Below are 22526 nucleotides of genomic sequence, written 5' to 3' on the forward strand. Positions count from 1 at the left end.
CCCTGCTGATTGCCGACGCGCGCTTCCTAACAGATATGTCCTGCCAAGGCCAGCGAAGAGCCGGTCTCGTTCGCACAAGTCGACCATTGCCAACTGCAGCCCCGGTCTGCATCCAGCCACAATGCCTTCATCGTCGCCGACGCAGACCCGCACCGCAGCCCCCGCAACGAAAGCAGCCCGGTTCTGGATGCCCTTGCTGGCGCTGGTCCTGCTCGGCTGCAACTTGCGCGGCCCGATCACCGCGATCCAGCCCGTGCTGAAACCGATCAGAGAGAGCATCGGTCTCGGTTCGGTGGGCGCGGGGCTGCTGACGAGTATCCCCGTGCTGTGCTTCGGTCTTTTGCCGCCGCTGGTTTCGCCGCTGATCGCCCGGCTCGGCATCGACCGTTCGGTTCAACTGGTCCTCGGCGGCGTGGCCATCGCCATGCTGCTGCGGCCCTTCGCGGGGATCGAGGGACTGTTTGCAGGGACGCTGCTGATCGGCCTCTGCATCGCGATCGGCAACATCGTCACGTTGATGCTGATCGCACGAGATTTCGCGGGCAGGACGAACCTCGTCACCGGCTTCTACACGATATCCCTCAATCTCGGCGCTATGCTCACGCTGGCCCTGACCGCGCCGATGGCCGATCGCATCGGCTGGCGCTGGGCGCTGGCGAGTTGGGCCGGGCTTGCCGTCATCGCCATGATCGTCCGTCTGGCCGCCGGGCCGCAATCTTCAGACGTCATGATCGCTTTGGAAAAATCCGGAAAGTCCGCACCGCCGACCCCCGGCCAGCGACAGGCGATCCGTATCATGACGCTGGCCTTCGCGGTTCACATCTTCGCCTACTACAGCCTGACCGCCTGGCTGCCGACTTATCTTGCGGGAATGGGCGGCATGAGTACCACGCAGGCCGGTATCGTCTCGTCTTCGTTCCAGATTCTTTCGCTGACCGGCTCGCTCGGCATTCCGCTGCTTGCCCGCCGGTTTTCGCTGGGGACGCTGATGATGGCGATGGGCGCGATCTGGACGATCACGCCCATCTGGATTCTCCTTGCACCGGAGCAATGGATGCTCTGGTCGCCGATCGGCAGTATCGCCCACGGCGGCACCTTCGTGCTTGTCTTCATGATGATCATGAAGTTCACCCGCACGATGGACGAGAACCGCCGCGCCTCCACCAAGGCCCAGAGCATCGGCTATTGCTTCGCTGCACTCGGCCCGACGCTGACCGGCTGGCTACAGGGAACGGCCTATGGCTGGTGGCTGGCCTTCGGCATGATCGCGGCAATAACGCTGGTGCTGGTCCCGCTGGGCCTGATCCTGTCCCGCTTCGAGCGAACCGCTCCGCTCTGATGGTATGAGTCGGGAACCGGCGACGCCGATCCAAACCCCACAAACAACCCGTTGGACGGTTTTCCGTTCGACAACCTATTCCGTCTTCCAGTCAGTAACTTAGCAATATTCAGGCTATCCAATCTGGCTATTTGTGCCTCGATTGCGCGGAGGCATGCTTGAAGATCGGCCCGAGTCTCGCGACCAGCACATGACCGAACTTTCGTGACAGCCTCAGGCACCAGCCTCCGAGCCTGGACACGATGGAGTCGCCAATAAGATCCGATCCCCGAAACCAAGACAGGGGCGGATAGAGGAGAAGTGCATGGAAGATCCCCGCGCCACAATTGCGCGTGAGCCGATGCATTACCGGCAGGTAATCGCCATCGCCATCGCAACCGCGCTCAACGCGCTCGATGGTTTCGACGTGCTGTCGATCAGTTTCGCAGCGCCGGGTATCGCCAAGGACTGGGGGATCGACCGCGCCGCGCTCGGACTGGTGCTCTCGATGGAACTGTTCGGCATGGGTGTGGGCGCCTTCGTGCTTGGCAGTCTGGCCGACAAGGTCGGCCGCCGCCCGATGCTGCTGGCCTGTCTGGTCATTATGGGTATCGGCATGTTCATGGCCTCGACTGCGACGAGCGTTCCCATCCTTTCCGCCTATCGCCTGTTCACCGGCCTCGGCATCGGCGGCATGCTGGCCGCGACCAACGCGGTCGTCGCCGAATGCTCGAATGCAAAACGTCGCAACCTGACCGTCGCGATCATGGCGGGCGGTTATCCGATGGGTGCCATCGTCGGCGGCTCGGTCGCCTCCTGGCTGCTGGCGGAAACCGGCCGCTGGCAGTCGGTGTTCGAATTCGGTGCCATCGTCACGCTCTGCTTCATTCCGCTGGTGCTCTGGCTGGTGCCCGAGACGATGGCCTTCCTCCTGCTCAAGCGTCCCGCCGGTGCGCTGGAGAAGATCAACCGCACGCTCGTCCGTCAGGGTCGCCAGCCGCTGCCGCAGATGCCGCCTGCCGATCCGGTCAAGCAGAAGACGAGCGTCGCCGCCCTCTTCGCGCCGGGCCTTGGCAGCGTGACGACGATGCTGACCGCCGTCTGCTTCTTCCACATGATGACCTTCTACTTCCTGGTGAAGTGGATTCCGAAGATCGTCGTCGACCTCGGCTTCCCTCCGGCCTCTGCCGGCGGCGTACTGGTCTGGGCCAATATCGGCGGCGCGATCGGTTCGATCACCGTCAGTCTGCTCAGCCAGAAGGTCGGCATCCGCCCGCTGGTGGTCGCCTCGATGGTGCTGGGATCGGGCGCAGTCATGCTGTTCGGCCAGGGTTTCTCGACCCTGGGCGGCCTGTCGCTGATTGCCTGCGTGGCCTGCTTCTTCACCAATGCCGCGATTGCCGGTTTCTATGCAGTGATCGCCCAGAGCTATCCGGCCGCGCTGCGCGGCGGTGGTACTGGGCTGGTGGTCGGTGTGGGCCGCGCCGGGGCGGCGCTTGGTCCGATCGTGGCAGGCTTGCTGTTCAATGCCGGTTGGGGACTTGCCCCGGTGGCGATGACGCTGGCCTGCGGCACCCTGATCGCCGCCGTGGTGCTGTCGCTGGTCCGCTACCGCGAGAACCTCGTCGCCTGACCGTGCGCGTACTGAAGGGACGGTCGTGTGCGGCTGGCCGTCCCATCCAAAAATACCAAGACGCTCCAGAGAGGAATAACCCATGCGCTCCCCCCGCGCCCTGACCCTGCTTGCCTGCGGTACAGCCGCCCTCGCGAGCCTGCCCGCCATCGCTCAGTCCGTCCCACCCGAGAGTGCCAGGACCGACGAGGCCGGCACTTTGTCCACCCAGGCCCCTCCGGGCGTGCGCCCCGCGAAGTCGCAGCCGCGTCCGGCAGAGGCCATGCCCGGCGGCCGCCCCGGCCCGGCAGGCCTGCCGCAGAATATCCGCTGGACCGAGGACTGGTCGAAGAAGCCGGAAGCCGGCGCCCCGCTGCTCGAAAAGATCAAGCATATCCCGATCGCCAATGACGATGTCTACCTGACGCTCGGTGGCGAAGCGCGCATCTATTATACCGACTGGCACCGCTCCTCGCTGGGCCTCAGGGCGAACGACAACAACGACCCGGTCCAGTCCCGCCTGCGCCTGCTGGCCGATCTCCATGTCGGCGAAAACCTGCGCGCCTATCTGGAACTCGGCGACAACCGCGAGTTCGGCGAACGATTCGCCACCGCGCCCAACCGCGACAAGGTGGACATCTACCAGGCCTTCGTCGACGTGACGGTGCCGCTGGGCAAGGCGGGCAAGGTGACCTTCCGCCCCGGCCGCTTCGAAATGCCGCTCGGCAACGGCAAGCTGGCGGGCGTGCGCGAAGGCCTGAACATGCGCTTCACCTATCAGGGCTTGCGCGCCACCTACATCCTGCCGGGCAAGCTCTCGGTGGACGTCTTCGCGGTGAAGCCGGTCCAGATCAAGCCGGGCACTTTCGACGACGGTCCGAACCACGCGCAGGACTTCCACGGCATCTACGTCAGCGCGCCCAACCGCATTGCCGGTTTCGGCACCGACCTCTACTGGTACGAGATGAAGCGCGACCGCGCGACGCTGACCGCAGGTGTCGGCAAGGACGACCGCAACAACTGGGGCGGCCGTCTGTGGAAGCGCGGCCCGCATTGGGACCTCGACCTCGAAGGCACCTACCAAAGCGGCACTTTCATCGACAAGGACATCCGGGCCTATGGCGCGATGTTCGAGGGCGGCTACACGTTAGATGCACCGATGAAGCCGCGCCTCGGCCTACGCGCCAACTACTTCAGCGGCGACAAGGACCTGAACGACGGCAAGATGGGCACATTCGTTCCCGCCGCCGCCCGTCTGCCGCTGATCAGCGAGGCGGCGTTCTTCAGCTTCTCGAACCTGATGGACATCTATCCTTCGGTGACGATCAAGCCGACGCCCGCGATCACCGTCATGGCCGGACCGGACTTCCTGTGGCGCGCGCGCAAAGGCGACGGCGTCTACATCGGCCCTTCGGGTTCCAGCTTCGCGCCTTACGGTTCGAGCCGCGCGATCGGCACCGACCTCAACCTCGAAGCCTCGTGGCAGGCGACCGACCGGCTCGCTTTCCGCCTCTGGGAGACCTACTTCGCCGCCAGCGACTCGTTCCAAGCCAACGGCGGCAGCAACGGCAACTACTTCGGGCTGATGGCGAACTACCGCTTCTGATTGGATAGGGAGCGCCCCGTCACGACGGGGCGTTCCCGGCTTTCACGCCAGCAGGTCCTCGTAGAAGGCGCCGAAGGGCCGCGTCGGATGGCGGATCTGCATCTCCAGAATCCAGAGCCCCTTGTTCGGCAGGTGATCGAAATTACCAAGATTGCCGCCCTTGTGCACCGAATGCGGATAGTCGCCCACCCGGTGCCCGCGAATGTCGAGGTTGAGCACCCAGCCCAGCGCCCGCGCCTCTTCCTCGGCGCGGGCATAGAGCGCAGAACCGGTCACTTCGCCCTGCCCCCAGATCGCCTGCACCCGGTCGAACAGCACTTTCACGTCGCGGGCGCAGGCCTGCATCTCTGGATCGCCGCCCACGGCAAAGGTCGCGCCGACATCGCCCTCGTGGCCGTGAAACACCGGCCCCATGTCGATGAAATAGATGTCGTCCTCGCCGAGAACGGCATCGCCTTCGCTGCGGTCGCTGAAGATCTTCAGGGTGTTCTCGCCGAAACGGACCAGCACCGGATGCCAGGAGTTCTCCATCCCGAGGTCCGCCAGCGCGGCATGGCCGATCGCCACCGCCTCGCTATCGCGCATGCCCGAACGGACTTGTTCCACGATCCGTTCCAGCGCGCGCCAGGACAGCGCCTGCGCCTCGCGCAGGGCATCGATCGAATAGTGCGGCCCGACCGCCTCGCGCGGTGATGTCGTAAGGGGAGAAGATGCGGTCACGGCGACTTCCTTAGTGCAGGACATGGGAAACCGGCGCCAGCGGCGGCGGCAATGAGGGTTCGTCCAGAGCTTCCAGCATTTCCCGCTCGACCGTCCGCGTCATCGCATCGAGCGGCAGATCGTTGGGTTCGAGACCGAATGGATCTTCAAGCTGATCGCCCAGCGCGTCGAGGCCGAAGAAGGTATAGCTCACCAGCAGGACCGGCAGCAGCGTCCACCAGCCCAGCGTTCCAGCAAGCGCGAACGGCAGGGCGAGGCAGAAGATGTAGGCCGTGCGGTGGAGCAGCAGCGAATAGCTGAATGGCACCGGCGTCAGGGCGATCCGCTCGCAGCCCGCCTGGACTTGCGCGAGGAGATGGAGCTGTTCTTCCAGCAGCGAATGATGGATCGGCCCGATCCGTCCCGACTGCATCAGTGCAAAGCCTCGCGCGCCGAGTTCGCGCAGCAATACGTCGTTGGGGTTAGCCGCTGCGCTCCACGGTCCCGGCCCGCAATGGACCTCTATCGCCTCCGGTTCGTCGCGGCCGCGCAGCCGCGCCGCGAGGCCGGCGGTGAAGCCTATCACGCCCAGCAGGAAATAACGGCGCTCTGCCTCCTCGAGAGGCGCGATGCGGCGGGCGATCGAACGGCAGGCGATGACCAGCGATCCCCAGAGCTTTCTTCCTTCCCACCAGCGGTCGTAACAGGCATTGTTGCGAAAGCTCATGAAGATCGAAAGGGCGATCCCGATCAGGGTGAAGGGGATCGCGCTGATCTGGACGAATACCCCCGGATGACTGCGCGCCGCCAATACCGCGATCACGCAGATGACCGCGATCGTCAGCAGCCGACCGAGGATGCGAGGCAGGATCGAGCCGCTTACCGCGAAGAGGATTTCCCGCAGCCCCGGCTTCGGCCGGACGATCATTCCTCAGGATCTCCATAGACATAGGCCGTGACGCCGGAGCGCAGGCGCACTTCCTTGCGCTCATAATCGACTTCGTAGGCATCGGCGCTGGCCAGGTCTTCCGGAGTGATCCGGAACAGCGTGCCTTCCACTGCATCCTCCGGACTGTCGCTGCGCTCGACCATCGGGTGCCAGCGCGTGCCGCTCTTGGCCACGACTTCGGGGTCGGTGATCTCGATCATGCGCTGCCGCCAGCCCAGCATGGCATCCGGCGTGCCCGTCACTTCGCGGCCGAACAGGGCCAGTTGCACGTCAGCCTGCCGCAAGGTGCCGTAGGAGAAGAGGAAGATATCCTGCATGTTCAATCCTGTATGCCGTCTTAAACCGAATGCAACGCCGCATTGACGATGCGGGCCTGGGTGAACTCCTCCATGCCCGCAAGCCCCTGATGGCGCCCGATACCCGACTGCTTGGCCCCGCCGATCGGCACTTCGAAAGGCAGGTTGAAAACCCGGTTGACCCAGACGAGCCCGCTCTCGATTTCCGAAGCCACGGACAAGGCACGCTCGACATCCCCGCTCCACACCGAAGCGCCGAGACCGTATTCGCTGTCGTTGGCGCGGGCCACGGCCTCTTCCACGCTGTCATAGGCCAGCACGGGAATGACCGGGCCGAACTGCTCTTCCCGCACGAGCCGCGCCTGTTCGGGCAAGTCACGGATCACCGTAGGCGGCACGAACCAGCCCGGCCCCGATAGCGGCGTGCCGCCCGTCAACACCCGGCCCAGACGACGGCCCTCTCCCAGCAAGTCGGCCAGGCGCGCGTGCTGCGCGGCGTTCTGGACCGGACCGAGCGTTACCCCCTCCTCCAGACCGCTGCCGACCACCGCCTGCCGCGCCAGATCGGCCAGCGCATCGCAAAGCGCATCGATCCGGCCGCGCGGCGCATAGATGCGCTTGATACCGAGGCAGACCTGCCCCGCATTGGACATGGCGCCCTCGAACAAGCGAGGTGCGATGGCAGCGATATCGGCATCGTCGAGCACGATGGCCGCATCGTTGCCGCCCAGTTCCAGCGTGAAGCGCTTCAGCGTCCCCGCCGCAGATGCCATGACCTTGCGGCCCGTCGCCGTCGATCCGGTGAAACTGACATGGGCGATCCCGGGATGCGCAGTCAGGAAACTCCCCAGCGATCCGGCATCTCCGAGCGTCTGGAACACACCCGGTGGCAGCAGGTCCGCTGCCAGTTCTCCCAGCTTGAGCGCGGTGAGCGGCGTGGTCGGTGCGGGCTTGGCGATGACGCAGTTGCCCGCCGCCAAGGCCGGTGCCAGCTTGAGCACGAGCAGCAGGAGCGGAAAATTCCACGGCACGATGGCGGCGACGACACCCAGCGGATAGCGCTGCTCGACGATCCGCTCTTCCGTAGTCTCGGCGAGGACGCGGTCTTCCAGCCTCAGCCCGGCATGATAACGCAGCGCCGCAACCGATGCGCCGACCTCGCCCCGCGCCTCGGCCAGGGGCTTGCCCTGCTCCTGCGTAAGGAGACGGGCGAATGCCTCCCCTTCCCGCTCCAGCGCTTCCGCCAGAGCATCGAGAGCAACTGCCCGGTCCTGTGCAGATGCGCCGCGCCACGATGGCAAGGCGCGTTGGGCGGCGGCGATCGCCTGATCCGCCAGCGCTTCGTCGGCGCACCAGCTGGCGGCGAGCACCGTGCCGGTGGCGGGATCGAGAACATCGAGGGTGGAAGCGCCGTCACGAAGGCGGCCGTCGATAAGCAGGCGGAAGGACATCGCCCGCTTCTAGGCCCGTCGCCGCGCTTCGTACAGGGGAGCCGACCCGGTCGAGATACCTAATCCATTCTTCGTTTTCCCGAAACTTTCGCGGAACTATGACCGGTTACGCAATCGGCTTCGCTTTCGAAGGCCCAATAACATGGAACAGACTTCGGCACTGCCGCACGTCCCTGAGACCCTCATTTCCCCGGCGTCCTGGTATCTCTCGGCCATGGAGCGGCTCGTTGCTTACGTGCAGGAACTGTCCCATGCGCGGGACCTCGATGCGGTAACGGCCGTCGTGCGGGAGGCTGCCCGCAGCCTGACGGGTGCGGACGGCGCAACCTTCGTCCTGCGCGACGGCGACGATTGCTACTATGCCGAGGAAAACGCCATTACGCCCTTGTGGAAGGGGCGGCGGTTCCCGATGAGCCAGTGCGTCAGCGGCTGGGTGATGATAAATGCGCAGAACGTCGTGATCGAAGACATCTACGACGACCCGCGCGTGCCGGTGGACGCCTACCGTCCCACATTCGTCAAGAGTCTGGCGATGGTCCCAATCCGCCGGACAAAGCCGATCGGGGCTATCGGCAACTACTGGTCCACGCAGCGCATCCCTTCGGCGGAAGAGATCGCCGTGCTTCAGGCACTGGCCGATACGACATGCGTCGCGCTGGAAAACGCCGAACTCTACACCCGGCTCCAGGACATGATCCTGACGCTCCAGGCACAGCAAATCCGCATCGGCGAGCAGCATGCCAGCCTGGGCATCTTCACACGCGCCCTGGCCCATGACCTGCGCGAGCCGGTGCGGACCCTCGTCTCGTTTTCCGAAATGCTCCAGGACGCGGGGCAAGACCAGGAAACCCAGGCAAACTATCTACGCTACATCGGCGATTCCGCAGCCCGAATGGAATCGCTCATCGACTCGGTGGCCCAGTATACCCGGCTCGATTCGACCGAAATGTCCGGGCGTTCCTTGTGCATGCTCGGGGATATCGTTGCCGAAGTCCGGGAAAGCCTTAGGCGGATCATCGACGAGCGGAAAATCACGATCGTCCAGCAGTCGCTGCCCACGCTGTTCGCCGATCCGGTTCATCTGCGGCAACTGATCCAGAACCTCGTCGCCAATGCCATTCTCCATAACGAAGGCGCAATCACGGTCACCGTCGCCTGCAGCCGGATCGCGGATCATCACGTCTTTTCCGTCAGCGACGACGGGGACGGCATTCCGCCCGGCCAGAGTGAGCAGGTGTTCGAACCGTTCCGCCGCCTCGTCCATCGCAACGACGCTTCCGGCCTCGGCCTTGCCATCTGCCGGCGCATCGTTTCGCTCTATGGGGGAACGATACACTGCAAAAACAGCGAAGGCGGCGGGGCCAGATTTACCTTCTCACTTCCCGAAGCCGAACAGCCCGAAATTCCAGCGATCGATGGGACGGATCTTCCCGCCACGGCCAACGTCCTGATCGTCGACGACCGCGAGGCGGATCTGGAAATGACCGAAATCGCGCTGTTCAGGCGCCCGAAACTGCGCTGCAACCTGCAAAGCGCGCGCGACGGACGGGAAGCCCATCGCCTGCTCGCCGCGCCCGGTGCCGATATCGATCTTGTCCTGCTCGACATCAATATGCCCGACGTCGATGGGTTCCGCCTCCTGGAACAGATCAGGGACGACGAAGCCCTGCGCGACGTTCTCGTCATCATGTGCAGCGGTTCCGATCACGAACCGGACCAGAAGCGTTCCGCCGCACTCGGCGCCGCCGGCTACCTGCTCAAGCCGCCGCGTTTTTCCAGCTTTCGTGAAATCGTTGCCGGACAGCCGAGCCTGCGCCTGCTCGAAGAAAGCTCGGGCCTGCACCTGATCCGGAAAATCGCCTGATCCCATGTTCGCGTTTCAGGATGTCCGTCAGCAGACGAAACCGAAACGGTTCCTTCCTGCTGCCGCTTTGGCTGGAACAAGTTAGCTTATTTTACAACCCGATAGCAGGATGATCTGGGAAATGGGCATCGAACATCTGGAAACCGGCCGGAAAAATCCTTGGTGGACCCTGGTTGTGGACACATCAAATCTTAACCGCGCCGCCGGAACGTGACACCCCATTGGCATTCTATAAACTCCCATGTGAAGACTTTGCCCGACCCCCAGGAATTGCATGACCCCTCCCAGGCCCTGATCCGCGAGCAATACCTGAGCTTGCGGAAGCAGATTCCGCTCATGTATCTGCTGATGACGATCAACGCGGCCTTTCTGGCGCTTGTCGCTGGCCCCGGCGTTCATCCGATGATCGGCCTCGGCATGCCGCTGTGTCTTCTGTCGATCACCACGATCCGTGCTGTCCTGTGGCTGTCGCGTCGCAAGCGGGAGGCCGGAACCGATGAAATACGCCGCTATCTGCGCGGCACCCGGATCACCGCCGCTGTGCTCAGCCTGCTGTTCGGCGGCTGGGCTCTGATCCTGCTGGAATTGACCGATCCTCAGCACCTCGGCTCGATCGCGCTCTATGTCTTCGTCGGCGCTATCGGTTGCTGCTATTGCCTTCAGGCCTTGCCCTCCGCGGCCCGTCTGGTCCTGTTGTTCGGTGCCGCGCCGATGACCGGGCGCCTCCTGCTTTCGGGGGACTGGTATCTTGCGGGCACCGGCGTGACCTTCCTGCTGGCAGCGGCCGTCATCCTTCGCACCCTGGCGACGAACCGCTCGACCTTCTTCGAACTGCTACGTTCGCGGTCGGAAATGAAGGGGCTGCTGAACGCTCTCGAACAGAGCCAGGAACACTACCGCTCTTCGGTGGACCTCAACCCGCAATTGCCCTGGATCAGCGATCCGGACGGTTCCATCTGCGAAATCAGCCCGCGTTGGACGATCATGACCGGCATTCCCGTGGAGGACGGCATGGGCACGGGCTGGACGGTCGCCGTCCATCCCGACGATCTGCCGGGCGTGCTGGAGGCATGGCATAGGGCGCTCCATTCCGCCGACAATCCCGTGGCCGACGTGCGCTACCGCCTGCGTCAGGCAGACGGGGGCTATCGCTGGGTTCGTGCCCGCTCCTACCCGCGCCGGGACGAGACGGGGCGAATTCTCAAATGGTATGGGAATCTGGAGGACATCGATCAGCAGGTTGCTGCCGAAACTGCGCTGCGCGACAGCGAGGAGCGCTACAGGCTGGCCTCCCGAGCTACCAAGGACCTGATCTGGGACTGGTCCCACGCAACCGACCGTCTCGAATGGGCCGGAGGCATCGACAATGTCTATGGCCACGTCGATGCCGCTCAGGGCACGAGCATCGCCTGGTGGCGGGATCACATCCATCCGGCCGACCTGTCGAAAGTCGATACGCTGATTGCCGAAGTGCTTTCGGGCAAGTCGGACAAATGGCAGCATGAATTCCGGTTTCGCGCCGCCAATGGTTCCTACGTCCACCTGCTTTCGAGCGGCTATGCCTTGCGCGATGACAAGGGCAAGGCCCGGCGATCGATCGGTGCGCTTCAGGACGTGACCCAGGCGCGGCGGGCAGAAGCCGAACTGCGCCGGGCAGCCTATCACGACGTTTTGACTGACCTCCCGAACCGGGCCTGCTTCTACCAGCAACTCGAAAAGGAACTGAGCCGCGCCCGAGCCCGGAGCACGAAAGTCGGCGTCGTCGTTTTCGATGTCGACAGCTTCAAGTCGATCAACGACAGCCTTGGCCACGGCGCCGGCGACATGGTGCTAAAGAGCGTGGCGGCGCGGCTTTCGGCGGGGATTCCCAAGGGCGCGATGGCCGCGCGGCTCGGCGGTGACGAATTCGCACTGATCCTGCCGGCTCTGGATGCGCAGGACGATTGCTCGGCCTTTGTCCGCAAGATCCTCCATGAGGTGGCGCAGCCGATCACGATCGACGAAAGCGTCGTCGAAGTCGGGGTGAGTGCCGGGGTCGCGTTTTGGCCGAACGATGGTGACGATGCCGAGGCTGTACTCAAGAGCGCCGACCTAGCGCTCTACACCGCCAAGGCGAAGAGTTCGGGCGATGTCGAAAGTTTCCATCCCGAACTTCGCCAGGCTGTCGATCTGCGCAACGGCATGCTACGCGATGCCCGCGATGCACTGGGCGACGAGCGGGTTCTACCGTTCTATCAGCCGAAAATCTGCCTCACTTCGGGTGCGATCGCCGGCTTCGAGGCCTTGCTGCGCTGGCATCACCGCGAGCGCGGCCTGCAACCGCCCGGTGCGATCCATGCCGCATTCGAGGACAGCGCCCTCTCGATCCAACTTACCGACCGGATGTTGGACCGGGTGCTGCGCGACATGGCCGAGTGGAAGGACAAGGGCCATGCCGTGGGGCGCATCGCCATCAATGGCTCGCCAGTCGATTTCCGGCGGGACGACTTCGCGGAGCGCATCCTGAGCCGCCTGCACGCGCTCGATCTTGCCCCGTCCGAACTCGAACTCGAAGTGACGGAAAGCGTATTCCTCGGCCACATGGCCTCCACTGCCGAGCGTGCTCTCACCACTCTGGCGAAAGCGGGCGTGACCATCGCCCTCGACGATTTCGGTACCGGCTACGCCTCGCTGACGCATCTCCAGCAATATCCGGTGGATGTCCTCAAGATCGACCGATCCTTCGTCTCCCGTCTCGGCAGCGCGAACAGCGCGGACTTCGCCATCGTCCACGGGATCATCGACATCGCCCAGCGCATGGATATCCGCACCGTCGCGGAAGGCGTCGAAAACGAAGCCCAACTTGGCCGCATCTGCGAATTGGACTGTGACATTGCCCAGGGCTTCCTGTTCGGCCGCGCGCTGGGCGCCGAACGGGTCGGCGCCTTCGTCCAGAACTGGCCGGGATCGAGCCGGCGGTTCTGCTGGCGAAACGACGATCGTGTCCCTTCCCGCTTCGGCAGCAATTAGGCTTCCCTGCCGCCGCCTGGTTTAGGGTTGCGGTGAAGGGGGCGCATCGGGACGCGGCTGAGGCTTCGGCTGCACGATCTGCTCGATCACCTTCCGCCCATCGATCTGAAGACCGTTCTGGTCGAGCTTCACATCGACCGGAGCGCCGTTGATCTGGGTCGTTAGTACAGCCTTGCCCTGCTCCACACGCAGGTTGGCATCGCCAAGCGGGATATCCTGCAGATCAGGCACGTCGAGCGGCTGGACCGGACCTTCCGGATCGGGGCTCTCGGTCGCGCGGGGGCGCGGCGCGGCCCGTTCACCGAGCGCCTGCTGCATGAAGTCGCGCCAGATACGCGCCGGGATCGTGCCGCCGGAAACGCCCTTGAGTGGGGTATTGTCATCGTTGCCGACCCAGACACCCACTACCAGGTCCTTGGCATAGCCGACGAAGAGCGCGTCGCGATTTTCCTGGCTCGTGCCGGTCTTGCCGTAATTGGCCGCCTGAAGCCGCGCCCCTCGCCCGGTACCGCGATTGACCGCGCCGCGCAGCAGGGTTTCCATATTTTCGTGCACGCTGTCCGAAAGACTGCTGCGGCCACTGAGCAACCCGTCGAACCAGCCCTCTTCCTTGGCCTTGAAAGCGCTGGGCACGACCGGGAAGCGATTGCCCGCGATGCCCGCATAGGCAGCCGTCAGTTGCATCAGCGTCATGCTGGAAGTGCCCAGCGCCAAGCTGGGATCGCCTTGCGGCAGCGGCGCGGTGACGCCGAGCTTGCGCGCCATGTCGATCACCGCCTTGTCGCCCACTTTCTGGAACAGGCGCACGGCGGCGACATTGCTTGAATGGGCGAAGGCGTCGGCCAGCGTGATCGTCTGCGAATAGGAACCACCCGCGTTCTGGGGACGATAGTAGCCGATCTCGAACGGCGTGTTCTCGATCGTGTCGCTGGGCTTCCAGCCGTCGTTCAGCGCGGCGAGATAGACGAAGAGCTTGAAAGTCGAGCCGGGCTGGCGCTGGGCCTGGGTCACGCGGTTGAACGGCGACTTGGCATAGTCGCGCCCGCCGACCATCGCGACGACTTCACCGTTGGGCCGCATCGCCACCAGCGCGACTTGCGCCTTGCCGAGCGGCGCAGCCTCGATCGCGCGGCGGGCGGCGGCCTGGAGGCGGGAATCGAGCGTTGTCTTGTAGGTCTGCGCGGCGTAGCTCGCCTCGTCGAGGCCGCGTGCCTGCGGCAGCGCCCAGTCGGCGAAGTAGGTGCCGGTCGGCAGGTCGTTCTGCGAGCGCACGTCGAGGCGCGGCGCGCGGGTGGCGCGGGCCTGCTGCGGCGTCATGTAGCCCGCCTCCACCATGGCCTGGAGCACGAGCTTCATGCGCTTCTCGGCAAGGTCGTAATTGTTGGTCGGCGCCAGCCGCGAGGGCGCCTTCATCAGCCCCGCCAGCATCGCCGCCTGCGCAGGCGAAAGATTCTCCGGACGACGGTGGAAATAGTGCATGGAGGCGGCGCGCAGGCCATAGGTATTGTCGCCGAAGTAGGCGTTCGAGAGGTAGCGTTCGAGTATCTCGTCCTTGCTCAGCCATGCCTCCAGCCAGAATGCGATCAGCACTTCACGCGCCTTGCGGGTCAGGCTGCGCTCGGAGGTGAGGAAGGTGAACTTGGCCAGCTGCTGGGTGATCGTGCTGCCGCCCTGGGTGCTGCCGCCGCTGACATTGCTCCAGAGCGCACGGGCGATCCCGCGCGGGTCGATGCCCCAGTGGTCGTAGAACCGGCGATCCTCGATAGCGATGAAAGCCTGGCCGACGTGGACCGGCAGCTTCTTCACTTCGACCGGCGCATCGACGATGGCACCGTTGCGGGCGATCGGCGTGCCGTCCGCCGCGAGCAGGGTGATCTGCGGCGGCGAGATCGGTTGCAGCGATTTCGACAGCGGCGCCGTGACGACCAGCCACCCAATCGCCAGGAAGAACAGCATGAGCAGACCCGCCAGCCCGCGTGAGAACCACCACCAGCGCGAACGGCCCTTGCGAGGCGTACCGGGTTGGCCTTCGGAAGGAGGTAGCGGGTGCGGCGGCGGGGAAAGGGCGTCCTGACCCGGCCCGCCATCCGGCAGGCTGTTCAGGTTATCCAACGTCAAGGCCATGTCTTCGGCTTCGCCTGCAATTCCCGTCGATCGAGCCCCCTGCGGGCCGAATTCCGCCAATACGGGGTTCCGTGACAGCTTGCGAGGCAAAACTTGTCGCAAAATCGACAAACCGCAGACCCGGCCCGACGATAATCGTCATTCCGGCCTATCCAGCAGGAGTAGGCCGACTTCCCCTCGGGCTAAGGTCGCGGGCCAGGCCGGGCATTCGGTATTATAAGGTCCTGTAGATACATTGCCCCCGCGCCGCGCGGTATTTTCCCTCCATTCCGCTTGAGGAAGGGAACGAGCGTGACGGCACTTGCGAAGATCGAAGCTCCAAGCCGCGAAGATCGGCAAAACCATGGATTGCTGACGCTGGAGCAGAGCCTCGCGCTCGACAACGAGACCGCGATGGGACTCTATGCCGCGCACCTCAACAAGTACATGCTCCAGGTCTTCGATATTCTCGGCTTTGCGCACATGGATATCGAGAGCGCCCAGGGCGCGGAGATCACCTTGCGGGGTGGCCGCAAGATTCTCGACTATTCCGGCGGCTTCGGGGTGCTCGGCCTCGGCCACAATCATCCGCGCATTATCGCCGCCGAGCGCCTCTGCCACGACCGCAAGGTGCTGGACTGCATCAAGATCGCCCCGCACAAGCTGCAAGGCGCGCTCGCCTACAACATCTCGCGCTTCCTGCCCGAGCCGCTGAATGTCTCGTTCCTCGCGGTCTCCGGCACCGAGGCCAACGAAGCGGCGATGAAGATCTGCGAGCGGGTGCAGACGCCCAAGGGCAAGACCAAATTCCTCTGCTTCAAGGGTGCCTTCCACGGCAAGACCCACGGCCCCCTCTCCCTCACCACCGCGACCGACGTGCAGAGCGGCTTCATCATGGGCGTGCCCAAGGAGAACGTGGTCTTCGCGACTTATGGCGACATCGCCTCGGTCCGCGAAGCGATTGCCCGTGAGCAGTTCGAAAAGGGTAACCGCATCATCGCCGGCATCCTCGAGACGATCCGCGGCACCTCCTGCCATGTCCCCGATCCGGGCTTCCTCTCCGAATTCGCAAAGCTCTGCCGCGAGAACGACATCCTGACCATCTTCGACGAAGTGAAGGTCGGCATGGGCCGCACCGGCAAGTTTTGCGCCTTCATGCACGAGGACGTGGTTCCCGATGTCGTCACGCTTGCCAAGACGCTGGGCGGCGGCAAGCGCGAACTCGGCGCCATGGTCACCTCGCAGGCCCTGTTCGACAAGGCCTATGGCAACAAGAACGACTGCAACCTCCACAGCTCCAGCTTCAGCGGCATGGGCGAAAGCTGCGCTGTGGGCATCGAGACCCTCAACGTGCTGGAAGACGAGCAGCTTATCGAACGGGCAGGATTGATTGGCAATTACTTGCGATCCAATCTTGAGAAATTATGTGAGAAATATCCACGCAAGATCATCTCGCTGCGCGGCAAAGGCTGTTTCCAGGCAATCGAGCTCAACTTCGGACAGCAAATAGCTGAAAAAGCTATAGACATTCGCACAAACTCGCTGTTCGTCACGTATGAAACGGTGCTTATCGGAGCGATGGCTCGCGAGCTTTACGAGCGGCACGGCATCCTCGTCCACTTCCAGCCCGGTGCACGGGACCTGCTGCACCTGATGCCGCCCTATATCGTTTCGGAAGCACAGATCGACCACCTGATCGAGGCCTTCGACGATGTGCTGGGGCGGGGAGTGGCCGATGCGACGGTGCGCTTCGTGGTCAAGAACATCAAGCGCGTGCTGAGCTGACACCATGGCCACTCCCGCCGAGAGGCTCACCCCCGCCGTCCGCAACCCCTTCGCCAACAGGCAGACGGTCCGCAGTGCGTCCAGTGGATGGTTCGCTTGTGCCGTCCTGCTGGTGCTGTCGCTGGTGCTGTTCCGGCTGAACATCCATCAGGGCATGGTCGTTTCGCCGGACAGCACCCGCTACATGGGGATCAGCCCGGTCCCCTACGACGCGCCGGTCTATCACTGGATGCTGGTGCTCCCCCATGCCCTGGGCATTCCGCTGCTGACTGCGGCAGTGGCCTGGGCCATCCTCACTCTTACCGCCAATGTCCTGCTGCTCTTCTCGCTAATCCGGCGCATCACGAACGACTGGCGCTATGCCGCGCTTGGCACCGCTCTCATCGCGCTGGCGCCGCAGTTCGTCTCGCTTCACGCCGCCGTAATCTCCGAACCTGCGTTCATCACCTTCATCCTGCTGACCTTGTGGTTCGCACTCGACTATTTCGAACGTGGCCTGCGCCGGGACCTCCTCGTCGCTTCGCTGATGCTGGGCATGGCGACGCTTACCCGCTTCACCGCCCCGCCGCTCGGCGCGGCCATCGTACTGGTGATCCTGACCGATCCGCGCCTGACCATCTCCCGCCGCCTGACCGACAGCGCGCTGATGGCGATCCCCGGCGGCCTGCTGTTCTTCGGCTGGGTGGTGGCGAGCACGCTGACGGTTGGCCATTCGATCGGCCGGGAACTGAAGTTTTACGGCAACATGGGGCCGGTGCAGTGGTGGGCCAATCTGGAAACGACTGCCGCCTGGCTGCTGCCCGATGCGGTTCCGCTGGCGCTGCGCGTGCTGCTGCTCGCCGTCGTGCTTGGATTTGCTGGTTGGCAGTTCGCCCGGCAATTCGCCGCTTGGCGCCGGTCTCGCCTCGACATCTCCTGCGAGCTGCGGATTGCCTGCTCGCTGACGCTGGGCCTGTTCTTCGTCGGCTATCTCGCCTTCGTCTGGCTCTCCACCGCGCTTGAAGCCAACCTCCAGTTCGTCGGGCGCTACGGATTTCCAGCTTATGTCGTCCTGGTCATGCTGGTCGTCACGCAGGCGAGTGGCCTCGACCGGCGCCTCGGCGGCATTCGCAAGGTCTGGTTGGCACTCGCCGGTCTCTCCGTGCTGGTGCTGGCCGGACATACCGTGCGAACTTCGGTTCGCACCCACGAATACTACCGCGAGGGCAACGGCTTCCTGAGCCTCGACTGGCAGGCCTCGCCAACGATGGCCGCCGTGGACGCCCTGCCCCGCAACGCCATCCTCTATTCCAACGGTCCCGATGTGATTGCCCTGCTGGCCGATCGTCGGGCGCAGTTGGTGCCACAGGAGCGTCAGTTGCGCACCGACCGTCCCGATCCCGCCAATCCGCCGGAGGCACAGATCGCGCACCTCCGCGCTCAGGCAAATTCCGGCCTGCCGGTATACGTGATCTGCTTCGATCGCATCGACTGGCGCTTCTACCTCGCCAGCGAAGCACGGCTGAAGCGCGATCTGGCGCTCGAACCCGCAGGCCTGTTTTCCGATGGCCGCATCTATCGCGTCGCCGCCACGGCGCATCCGTGAACGCCCGCAGTCCAACCCCTCCGCGTCAGGAGCAATCGGAAATGTCCACTGAAATGACGGGTTCCAAGATCAAGGTCGCCACGACAGGCCGCAAGACCGCGCGCTTGCGGGACTACCTGAGCCTCGCCCGCTTCGATCACGCGACCAAGCACGTCTTCGTGATCCCCGGCCTGATCCTGGCCTATGCCCTGCGCGAACCCTCATTGCTGGACGCCCCGGCGCGGATCGTGATCGGCTTCGTCGTGGCCATCGCCATCGCCTCGGCCAACTACATCATCAACGAGTGGCTGGACCGCGAATTCGATGCCCATCACCCCAGCAAGCACCACCGCACGGCGGTTTCGCTCTGCCTTTCGCCGATGCTGGTCTATCTGCAATACGCGGTCTTCGCGGTGTTCGGACTGGCGCTCGCGGCGACCCTGGGCAGTGCGTTCTTCACCGTCTCGTTCGTGTTCCTCGCCTCGGGCCTGCTCTACAACGTGCGGCCGCTGCGCTCGAAGGACCGGCCGTTCCTCGACGTGATCTCGGAATCGGTGAACAACCCGATCCGCCTGACCCTGGGCTGGCTGATGATGGACCCGGTCAGCATGCCGCCCGCCAGCCTCCTGCTCGCCTACTGGGCTGGCGGCGCCTTCCTGATGGGCTCCAAGCGCCTTTCCGAATATCGCGACATCACCGCGCTGGTCGGGATCGAGACACTGACTCGCTACCGCAAGTCCTTCGCGGGCTACACGGCGGAAAGCCTGGTGGTGAGCTGCCTGGTCTATGCCATGCTCTCGTCCTTCTTCCTCGGCGTGTTCCTCATCAAGTACCGGGTCGAGTATATCCTCGCCTTCCCGTTCATCGCCGGTCTGTTCGGCTGCTACCTCTGGCTCTCCATGCTGCGCGACTCCATCGCCCAGCGGCCGGAGCGCATGTTCCGCTCGCGCCGTCTGATGACTACGTTGGCGATCACTGTGGGCGTGCTGCTCGCGCTTTCCTTCGTCGACGTCCCCAGCCTCACCAGCCTCACCAACCGCAGCTTCACCCCGGTGGACATGCTGCCCGGCCACGGCAAGTAAGGGAGTGGAGATCGTGACCGAGGTCGCCTGGAGCAAAGTCCGGCTCGTGGTGTTCGACCTCGACGGCACGCTCTACGACCAGCCCCCGCTCCGCCGCGCGATGGCGCTGGAACTGGTCAAGCACAGCCTGCTGCGCCGCAGCCTGCGCACGGTCGAGACCCTGCGCGCCTATCGCCAGATCCGCGAGCTGCTGGGACAGGTCCAGGGTGACGACTTCACCAACGAACAGTTCCGCCTCACCGCCCGGCGCTGCGGCTGCTCGGAAGGCGAAGTGCGCGCGCTGGTGGAAGAATGGATCGAGCGCCGCCCGCTCGCCCACCTCCCCCGCTACAAGGCGCGCGGGATCGACAGCCTGTTCTCGGCGCTACGGGCGACGGGACGGCGGATCGCGGTCTGGTCGGACTATCCGGTCAACGCCAAACTCGCCGCGCTGGGCCTCAAGGCGGATCACGTCATCTGGTCCGGAGACCATGGCGTCGGCCGCCTCAAGCCCGATCCGACCGGCCTGCTGGCCCTGCTGGAGGAAGCGGGCGTGACCGCCGAGGAAACCCTCGTCATCGGCGACCGGGCCGACCGCGATGCCGCAGGGGCCGCCGCCATCGGCGTGCCCGCGCTGATCCGCAGCAGCCATTCCAGTGGCGACGCGATGTTCCGGCGCTTCGACGACCCGCCGTTCGCACCCATTCTCGCGGAGGCCCGCCATGTCTAAGCCCGATACCGTCGCCGCGCTGGTGGAGGTGCTGGTCGATGAGGCCCGCCCCGGCCTTACCGCCTCCGAGCGCGGCGTGGTGGCGGACTATGTCCGCTCCACCCTGGCGGGAATGCCCGACTATTTCCGCATCGGTTTCCGTATGCTGGCCATGATGTTCGAAATGGCCCCGCTGCCGGTCCATGGCCACCGCTTCTCCCGCCTCGCTCCCGCCGAGCGGCAGGCCCATGTCGAAGCCTGGCGCCGGTCCCGCATCGGTTTCCGCCGCTCGATGATCGCGTTCTACACGACGTTCGCCTGCTACGGCCTCTATTCGCTGCCGCTCGCGCAGGACCGCGCCCCGGCCGCGAGGATCGCCGCATGAACGGCCCGAGCGAGATCGAGACCGAAATCCTGGTAATCGGCTCCGGCCCCGGCGGCGCCGTCAGCGGCACCCTGTTCGCCGAGGCCGGGCGCCATGTCGTCATGGTGGAGGAAGGCGATCACCTCGCCCTCGAAGCCGCGCCACATTTCTCGCGCGAGGAGATGCTGCTCAAGTACCGCAACGCCGGGGTTGGCGTCGCGCTCGGGCGGCACAAGCTGGCCTGGGTGGAGGGGCGCTGCGTCGGCGGCGGCAGCGAGGTCAATCGCGGCCTCTACCATCGCACGCCGGGCTATGTCTTCGACGACTGGCGCCGCCGCTTCGCAGTCGATGACCTCGATCTTGCCGGAATGACGCCGCATTTCGAGGCCTGCGAGGCCGTCGCCCGCGTGGAATATGCCGGCACCGCCGCCTCCGATATGTCGCGGCGACTCCAGCAAGGCGCGCTGGCGCAAGGCTGGCTGGCGATCGAGGCGCCGCGCCTGTACCGCTACGACCACGACCACCACAGCGGCGTGAAACAATCGATGTCCGCCACTTTCGTCCGGCGCTTCGTCGCAGCGGGCGGTGCGCTTCTGCCTCGGACGCGCATCGCCCGTCTGCGCCGGATGAACGGCCACTGGATCGCCCAGGGCAGCCGCCGCGGCGAAGACGGGAAACAACGCCCAGTCACGTTCCGCGCCAAGACCGTGTTCATCGCCTGCGGCGCCGTCCAGACCCCGGCCCTGCTGCGCCGGTCCGGCATTTCGCACAATGTCGGCGACAGCCTGCGCTTCCACCCTATGGTCAAGGTCGTCGCCGAATTCGACCGCGACGTGAACCGCCCGGACGACTTCGATCCGGTGCATCAGGTCAAGGAATTCGAGCCGCGCTTCGGCATGGGCTGCTCGATCAGCACCCCGGCGATGCTCGGCGTCGCCCTCTCAGGCCGTCCCGATCACTGGGAACTGGTCGCGGAGCGCTGGCGGCGCATGGGCATCTACTATGTCCAGTCCGGCGGCGGCGAGGCCAGCGTGCGCAACCTCCCCGGCTTCGAGGACCCGATCGTGCGTGTGCGCTTCTCGCAAGGCGACCTCTCGGTGCTCGGCGAAGGCCTGCGGCGACTTTGCGAGGCGCTGTTCGCGGCCGGAGCGCAGCGGATCTACCCCTGCCTCGCGGGCTATCCCGACCTGCACTCGCCGGGCGACCTCGCCCACCTGCCGGAGGTGCTACAGGCGAGCGACGGCAACATGACCTCGGTCCATGTCTTCTCGTCCTGCCCGATGGGCGAGGACCGCCGGCGCACTGCCGCCAATTCCTTCGGAAAAGTCCACGGCGCCGACGGGCTCTACATCAACGACGCCTCGCTGCTCTGCGGGCCGACCTCGGTGAACCCGCAAGGCACGGTCATGGCCGTCGCCCATCGCAATGCCACCGAGGCCCTGACCCGCCGCTTCCATTAGGGTCTGTGGGGATTCAGCCCATGCGGGCCTGCGAACGGCAACCTTTCGCGCTTCCGGTGCTCGCGTACATAAAAGTACGCTGCGCTCCGGGTCACGAAAGTCCACCATTCTCGGCTCCACCTGGACTGAATCCCCACAGACCCTAAGCGATCAGCCAGGTGCCGTCCGGCTCCTTGTGGACCACCGTGTTCCAGAGATAGCTCTCGCCGCTGTCGTCGGCGGTGAACAGGATGTCGAACCTGAACTCGTTCGCCGCGACGCGCTTCCAGTTCTGGATGCGGGTAACGGAAAGGCAGCCCACCATGTCATGGCTGCGGATGCGCTTGCCGGGGGAATTGGCTCCGGCCCAGCCGTTGAACATGGCCGTGCCGCGCGAGCCGACGAACTTCGCGACCAACCCCTGGGTGGCGCGGTCGTCCTGCACGCACATGAGCGTCACCATATAGGGCCGAAGCGTCGGCAGGGCCGCCGTCACGTCGGACTTCAAGGCAGGCGGAGCCGATGCCAGCGCCCTGTCCACGCCCTCGACCTGAGCCGGATCGGGCTTGGCCAGCGCCGATGCCGCCGCATCCGCCTGCCCCGTCAGACCGGCCAGCACAGCTGCTCCCGCAAGGACGTGGAGGGCGAAGGATCGGGTGGTCGGCATCGTGAAAACCTCATTATGGCGCATATTGAT

17 protein-coding genes are annotated in these 22526 nt (G+C 64.8%); 11 read left to right on the plus strand and 6 right to left on the minus strand.

The genetic code is table 11. From position 1 onward, the window contains the following. Positions 1 to 121: 121 nt before the first annotated feature. From ACZ1II_RS05240 to ACZ1II_RS05250, 3 genes are all read left to right on the plus strand, one after another. Positions 122 to 1339: an MFS transporter gene (locus ACZ1II_RS05240; protein ID WP_465143359.1), complete on the plus strand. Its 1218-nt coding sequence runs from the start codon at positions 122 to 124 to the stop codon at positions 1337 to 1339. A gap of 304 nt (positions 1340 to 1643) precedes the next feature. Then, positions 1644 to 2951, plus strand: a complete 1308-nt coding sequence (locus ACZ1II_RS05245; protein WP_465143360.1) for an MFS transporter — start codon at positions 1644 to 1646, stop codon at positions 2949 to 2951. A gap of 82 nt (positions 2952 to 3033) precedes the next feature. After that, a complete protein-coding gene (locus ACZ1II_RS05250) occupies positions 3034 to 4536 on the plus strand; it encodes an alginate export family protein (protein WP_465143361.1) in 1503 nt (500 codons plus the stop codon). 42 nt (positions 4537 to 4578) lie between these two features. On the opposite strand, the gene ACZ1II_RS05255 is transcribed toward ACZ1II_RS05250, so the two are convergent. From ACZ1II_RS05255 to ACZ1II_RS05270, 4 genes are read right to left on the minus strand one after another with little or no spacing between them, the layout of a single operon-like run. After that, positions 4579 to 5256, minus strand: coding sequence for a M24 family metallopeptidase (locus tag ACZ1II_RS05255; RefSeq protein ID WP_465143362.1), 678 nt, complete (start codon positions 5254 to 5256; stop codon positions 4579 to 4581). 10 nt (positions 5257 to 5266) lie between these two features. Next, positions 5267 to 6163, minus strand: a complete 897-nt coding sequence (locus ACZ1II_RS05260; protein ID WP_465143363.1) for a bestrophin family protein — start codon at positions 6161 to 6163, stop codon at positions 5267 to 5269. Beyond that, positions 6160 to 6501, minus strand: a complete 342-nt coding sequence (locus ACZ1II_RS05265; protein ID WP_465143364.1) for a gamma-glutamylcyclotransferase family protein — start codon at positions 6499 to 6501, stop codon at positions 6160 to 6162. Before ACZ1II_RS05265 ends, ACZ1II_RS05260 begins: the two co-directional genes overlap by 4 nt. 20 nt (positions 6502 to 6521) lie before the next feature. Then, positions 6522 to 7931 carry an aldehyde dehydrogenase family protein gene (locus tag ACZ1II_RS05270; RefSeq protein WP_465143365.1) on the minus strand — a complete coding sequence of 470 codons (1410 nt, stop codon included), beginning with the start codon at positions 7929 to 7931 and terminating at the stop codon, positions 6522 to 6524. A 142-nt stretch (positions 7932 to 8073) separates the two neighbouring features. Between ACZ1II_RS05270 and ACZ1II_RS05275 the strand changes: the two genes are divergently transcribed. Next, on the plus strand, positions 8074 to 9795 hold the full coding sequence (locus tag ACZ1II_RS05275) for an ATP-binding protein (protein ID WP_465143366.1): 1722 nt from the start codon (positions 8074 to 8076) through the stop codon (positions 9793 to 9795). 243 nt (positions 9796 to 10038) lie between these two features. Continuing rightward, a complete protein-coding gene (locus tag ACZ1II_RS05280; protein WP_465143367.1) occupies positions 10039 to 12804 on the plus strand; it encodes a putative bifunctional diguanylate cyclase/phosphodiesterase in 2766 nt (921 codons plus the stop codon). A 21-nt stretch (positions 12805 to 12825) separates the two neighbouring features. Here ACZ1II_RS05280 and ACZ1II_RS05285 read toward each other — a convergent pair whose 3' ends face one another. Continuing rightward, positions 12826 to 14928: a transglycosylase domain-containing protein gene (locus ACZ1II_RS05285; RefSeq protein WP_465143368.1), complete on the minus strand. Its 2103-nt coding sequence runs from the start codon at positions 14926 to 14928 to the stop codon at positions 12826 to 12828. A gap of 291 nt (positions 14929 to 15219) precedes the next feature. Here ACZ1II_RS05285 and ACZ1II_RS05290 point away from each other — a divergent pair, with 291 nt between their 5' ends. The 6 genes from ACZ1II_RS05290 to ACZ1II_RS05315 are packed head-to-tail and all read left to right on the plus strand — an operon-like array spanning position 15220 to position 21850. After that, the gene (locus ACZ1II_RS05290) at positions 15220 to 16692 is read left to right on the plus strand and encodes an aspartate aminotransferase family protein (RefSeq protein WP_465143369.1); all 1473 of its coding nucleotides are present in this window, start codon (positions 15220 to 15222) and stop codon (positions 16690 to 16692) included. Positions 16693 to 16696: 4 nt separating this feature from the next. Further along, positions 16697 to 18277 (plus strand): glycosyltransferase family 39 protein, encoded by a 1581-nt coding sequence (locus tag ACZ1II_RS05295; protein ID WP_465143370.1) that lies wholly within the window; start codon positions 16697 to 16699, stop codon positions 18275 to 18277. A 53-nt stretch (positions 18278 to 18330) separates the two neighbouring features. Beyond that, positions 18331 to 19338 carry a UbiA family prenyltransferase gene (locus ACZ1II_RS05300; protein ID WP_465143371.1) on the plus strand — a complete coding sequence of 336 codons (1008 nt, stop codon included), beginning with the start codon at positions 18331 to 18333 and terminating at the stop codon, positions 19336 to 19338. Between the two features lie 13 nt (positions 19339 to 19351). Further along, the gene (locus ACZ1II_RS05305; protein ID WP_465143372.1) at positions 19352 to 20047 is read left to right on the plus strand and encodes an HAD family hydrolase; all 696 of its coding nucleotides are present in this window, start codon (positions 19352 to 19354) and stop codon (positions 20045 to 20047) included. Further along, complete coding sequence (locus tag ACZ1II_RS05310) at positions 20040 to 20411, plus strand: hypothetical protein (RefSeq protein ID WP_465143373.1); 372 nt, start codon at positions 20040 to 20042, stop codon at positions 20409 to 20411. The genes ACZ1II_RS05305 and ACZ1II_RS05310 overlap by 8 nt, the downstream gene beginning before the upstream one ends. Further along, positions 20408 to 21850 (plus strand): GMC family oxidoreductase N-terminal domain-containing protein, encoded by a 1443-nt coding sequence (locus tag ACZ1II_RS05315; protein ID WP_465143374.1) that lies wholly within the window; start codon positions 20408 to 20410, stop codon positions 21848 to 21850. Before ACZ1II_RS05310 ends, ACZ1II_RS05315 begins: the two co-directional genes overlap by 4 nt. 142 nt (positions 21851 to 21992) lie before the next feature. Here the strand turns inward: ACZ1II_RS05315 and ACZ1II_RS05320 are convergent, their stop codons facing one another. Continuing rightward, entirely contained in the window at positions 21993 to 22496 is a 504-nt protein-coding gene (locus tag ACZ1II_RS05320) for a hypothetical protein (protein WP_465143375.1), read from the minus strand. Between the last annotated feature and the right edge of the window lie 30 nt (positions 22497 to 22526).

It is taken from the genome of Novosphingobium sp. BL-S-20 (assembly GCF_055521635.1).

Excerpts from the sequence above, each read along its gene's own strand:
- ACZ1II_RS05240 (WP_465143359.1), top strand. The coding sequence starts at position 122 with ATGCCTTCATCGTCGCCGACGCAGACCCGCACCGCAGCCCCCGCAACG.
- ACZ1II_RS05245 (WP_465143360.1), top strand. The coding sequence starts at position 1,644 with ATGGAAGATCCCCGCGCCACAATTGCGCGTGAGCCGATGCATTACCGG.
- ACZ1II_RS05250 (WP_465143361.1), top strand. The coding sequence starts at position 3,034 with ATGCGCTCCCCCCGCGCCCTGACCCTGCTTGCCTGCGGTACAGCCGCC.
- ACZ1II_RS05260 (WP_465143363.1), bottom strand. The coding sequence starts at position 6,163 with ATGATCGTCCGGCCGAAGCCGGGGCTGCGGGAAATCCTCTTCGCGGTA.
- ACZ1II_RS05265 (WP_465143364.1), bottom strand. The coding sequence starts at position 6,501 with ATGCAGGATATCTTCCTCTTCTCCTACGGCACCTTGCGGCAGGCTGAC.
- ACZ1II_RS05270 (WP_465143365.1), bottom strand. The coding sequence starts at position 7,931 with ATGTCCTTCCGCCTGCTTATCGACGGCCGCCTTCGTGACGGCGCTTCC.
- ACZ1II_RS05275 (WP_465143366.1), top strand. The coding sequence starts at position 8,074 with ATGGAACAGACTTCGGCACTGCCGCACGTCCCTGAGACCCTCATTTCC.
- ACZ1II_RS05285 (WP_465143368.1), bottom strand. The coding sequence starts at position 14,928 with ATGGCCTTGACGTTGGATAACCTGAACAGCCTGCCGGATGGCGGGCCG.
- ACZ1II_RS05295 (WP_465143370.1), top strand. The coding sequence starts at position 16,697 with ATGGCCACTCCCGCCGAGAGGCTCACCCCCGCCGTCCGCAACCCCTTC.
- ACZ1II_RS05300 (WP_465143371.1), top strand. The coding sequence starts at position 18,331 with ATGACGGGTTCCAAGATCAAGGTCGCCACGACAGGCCGCAAGACCGCG.
- ACZ1II_RS05310 (WP_465143373.1), top strand. The coding sequence starts at position 20,040 with ATGTCTAAGCCCGATACCGTCGCCGCGCTGGTGGAGGTGCTGGTCGAT.
- ACZ1II_RS05315 (WP_465143374.1), top strand. The coding sequence starts at position 20,408 with ATGAACGGCCCGAGCGAGATCGAGACCGAAATCCTGGTAATCGGCTCC.
- ACZ1II_RS05320 (WP_465143375.1), bottom strand. The coding sequence starts at position 22,496 with ATGCCGACCACCCGATCCTTCGCCCTCCACGTCCTTGCGGGAGCAGCT.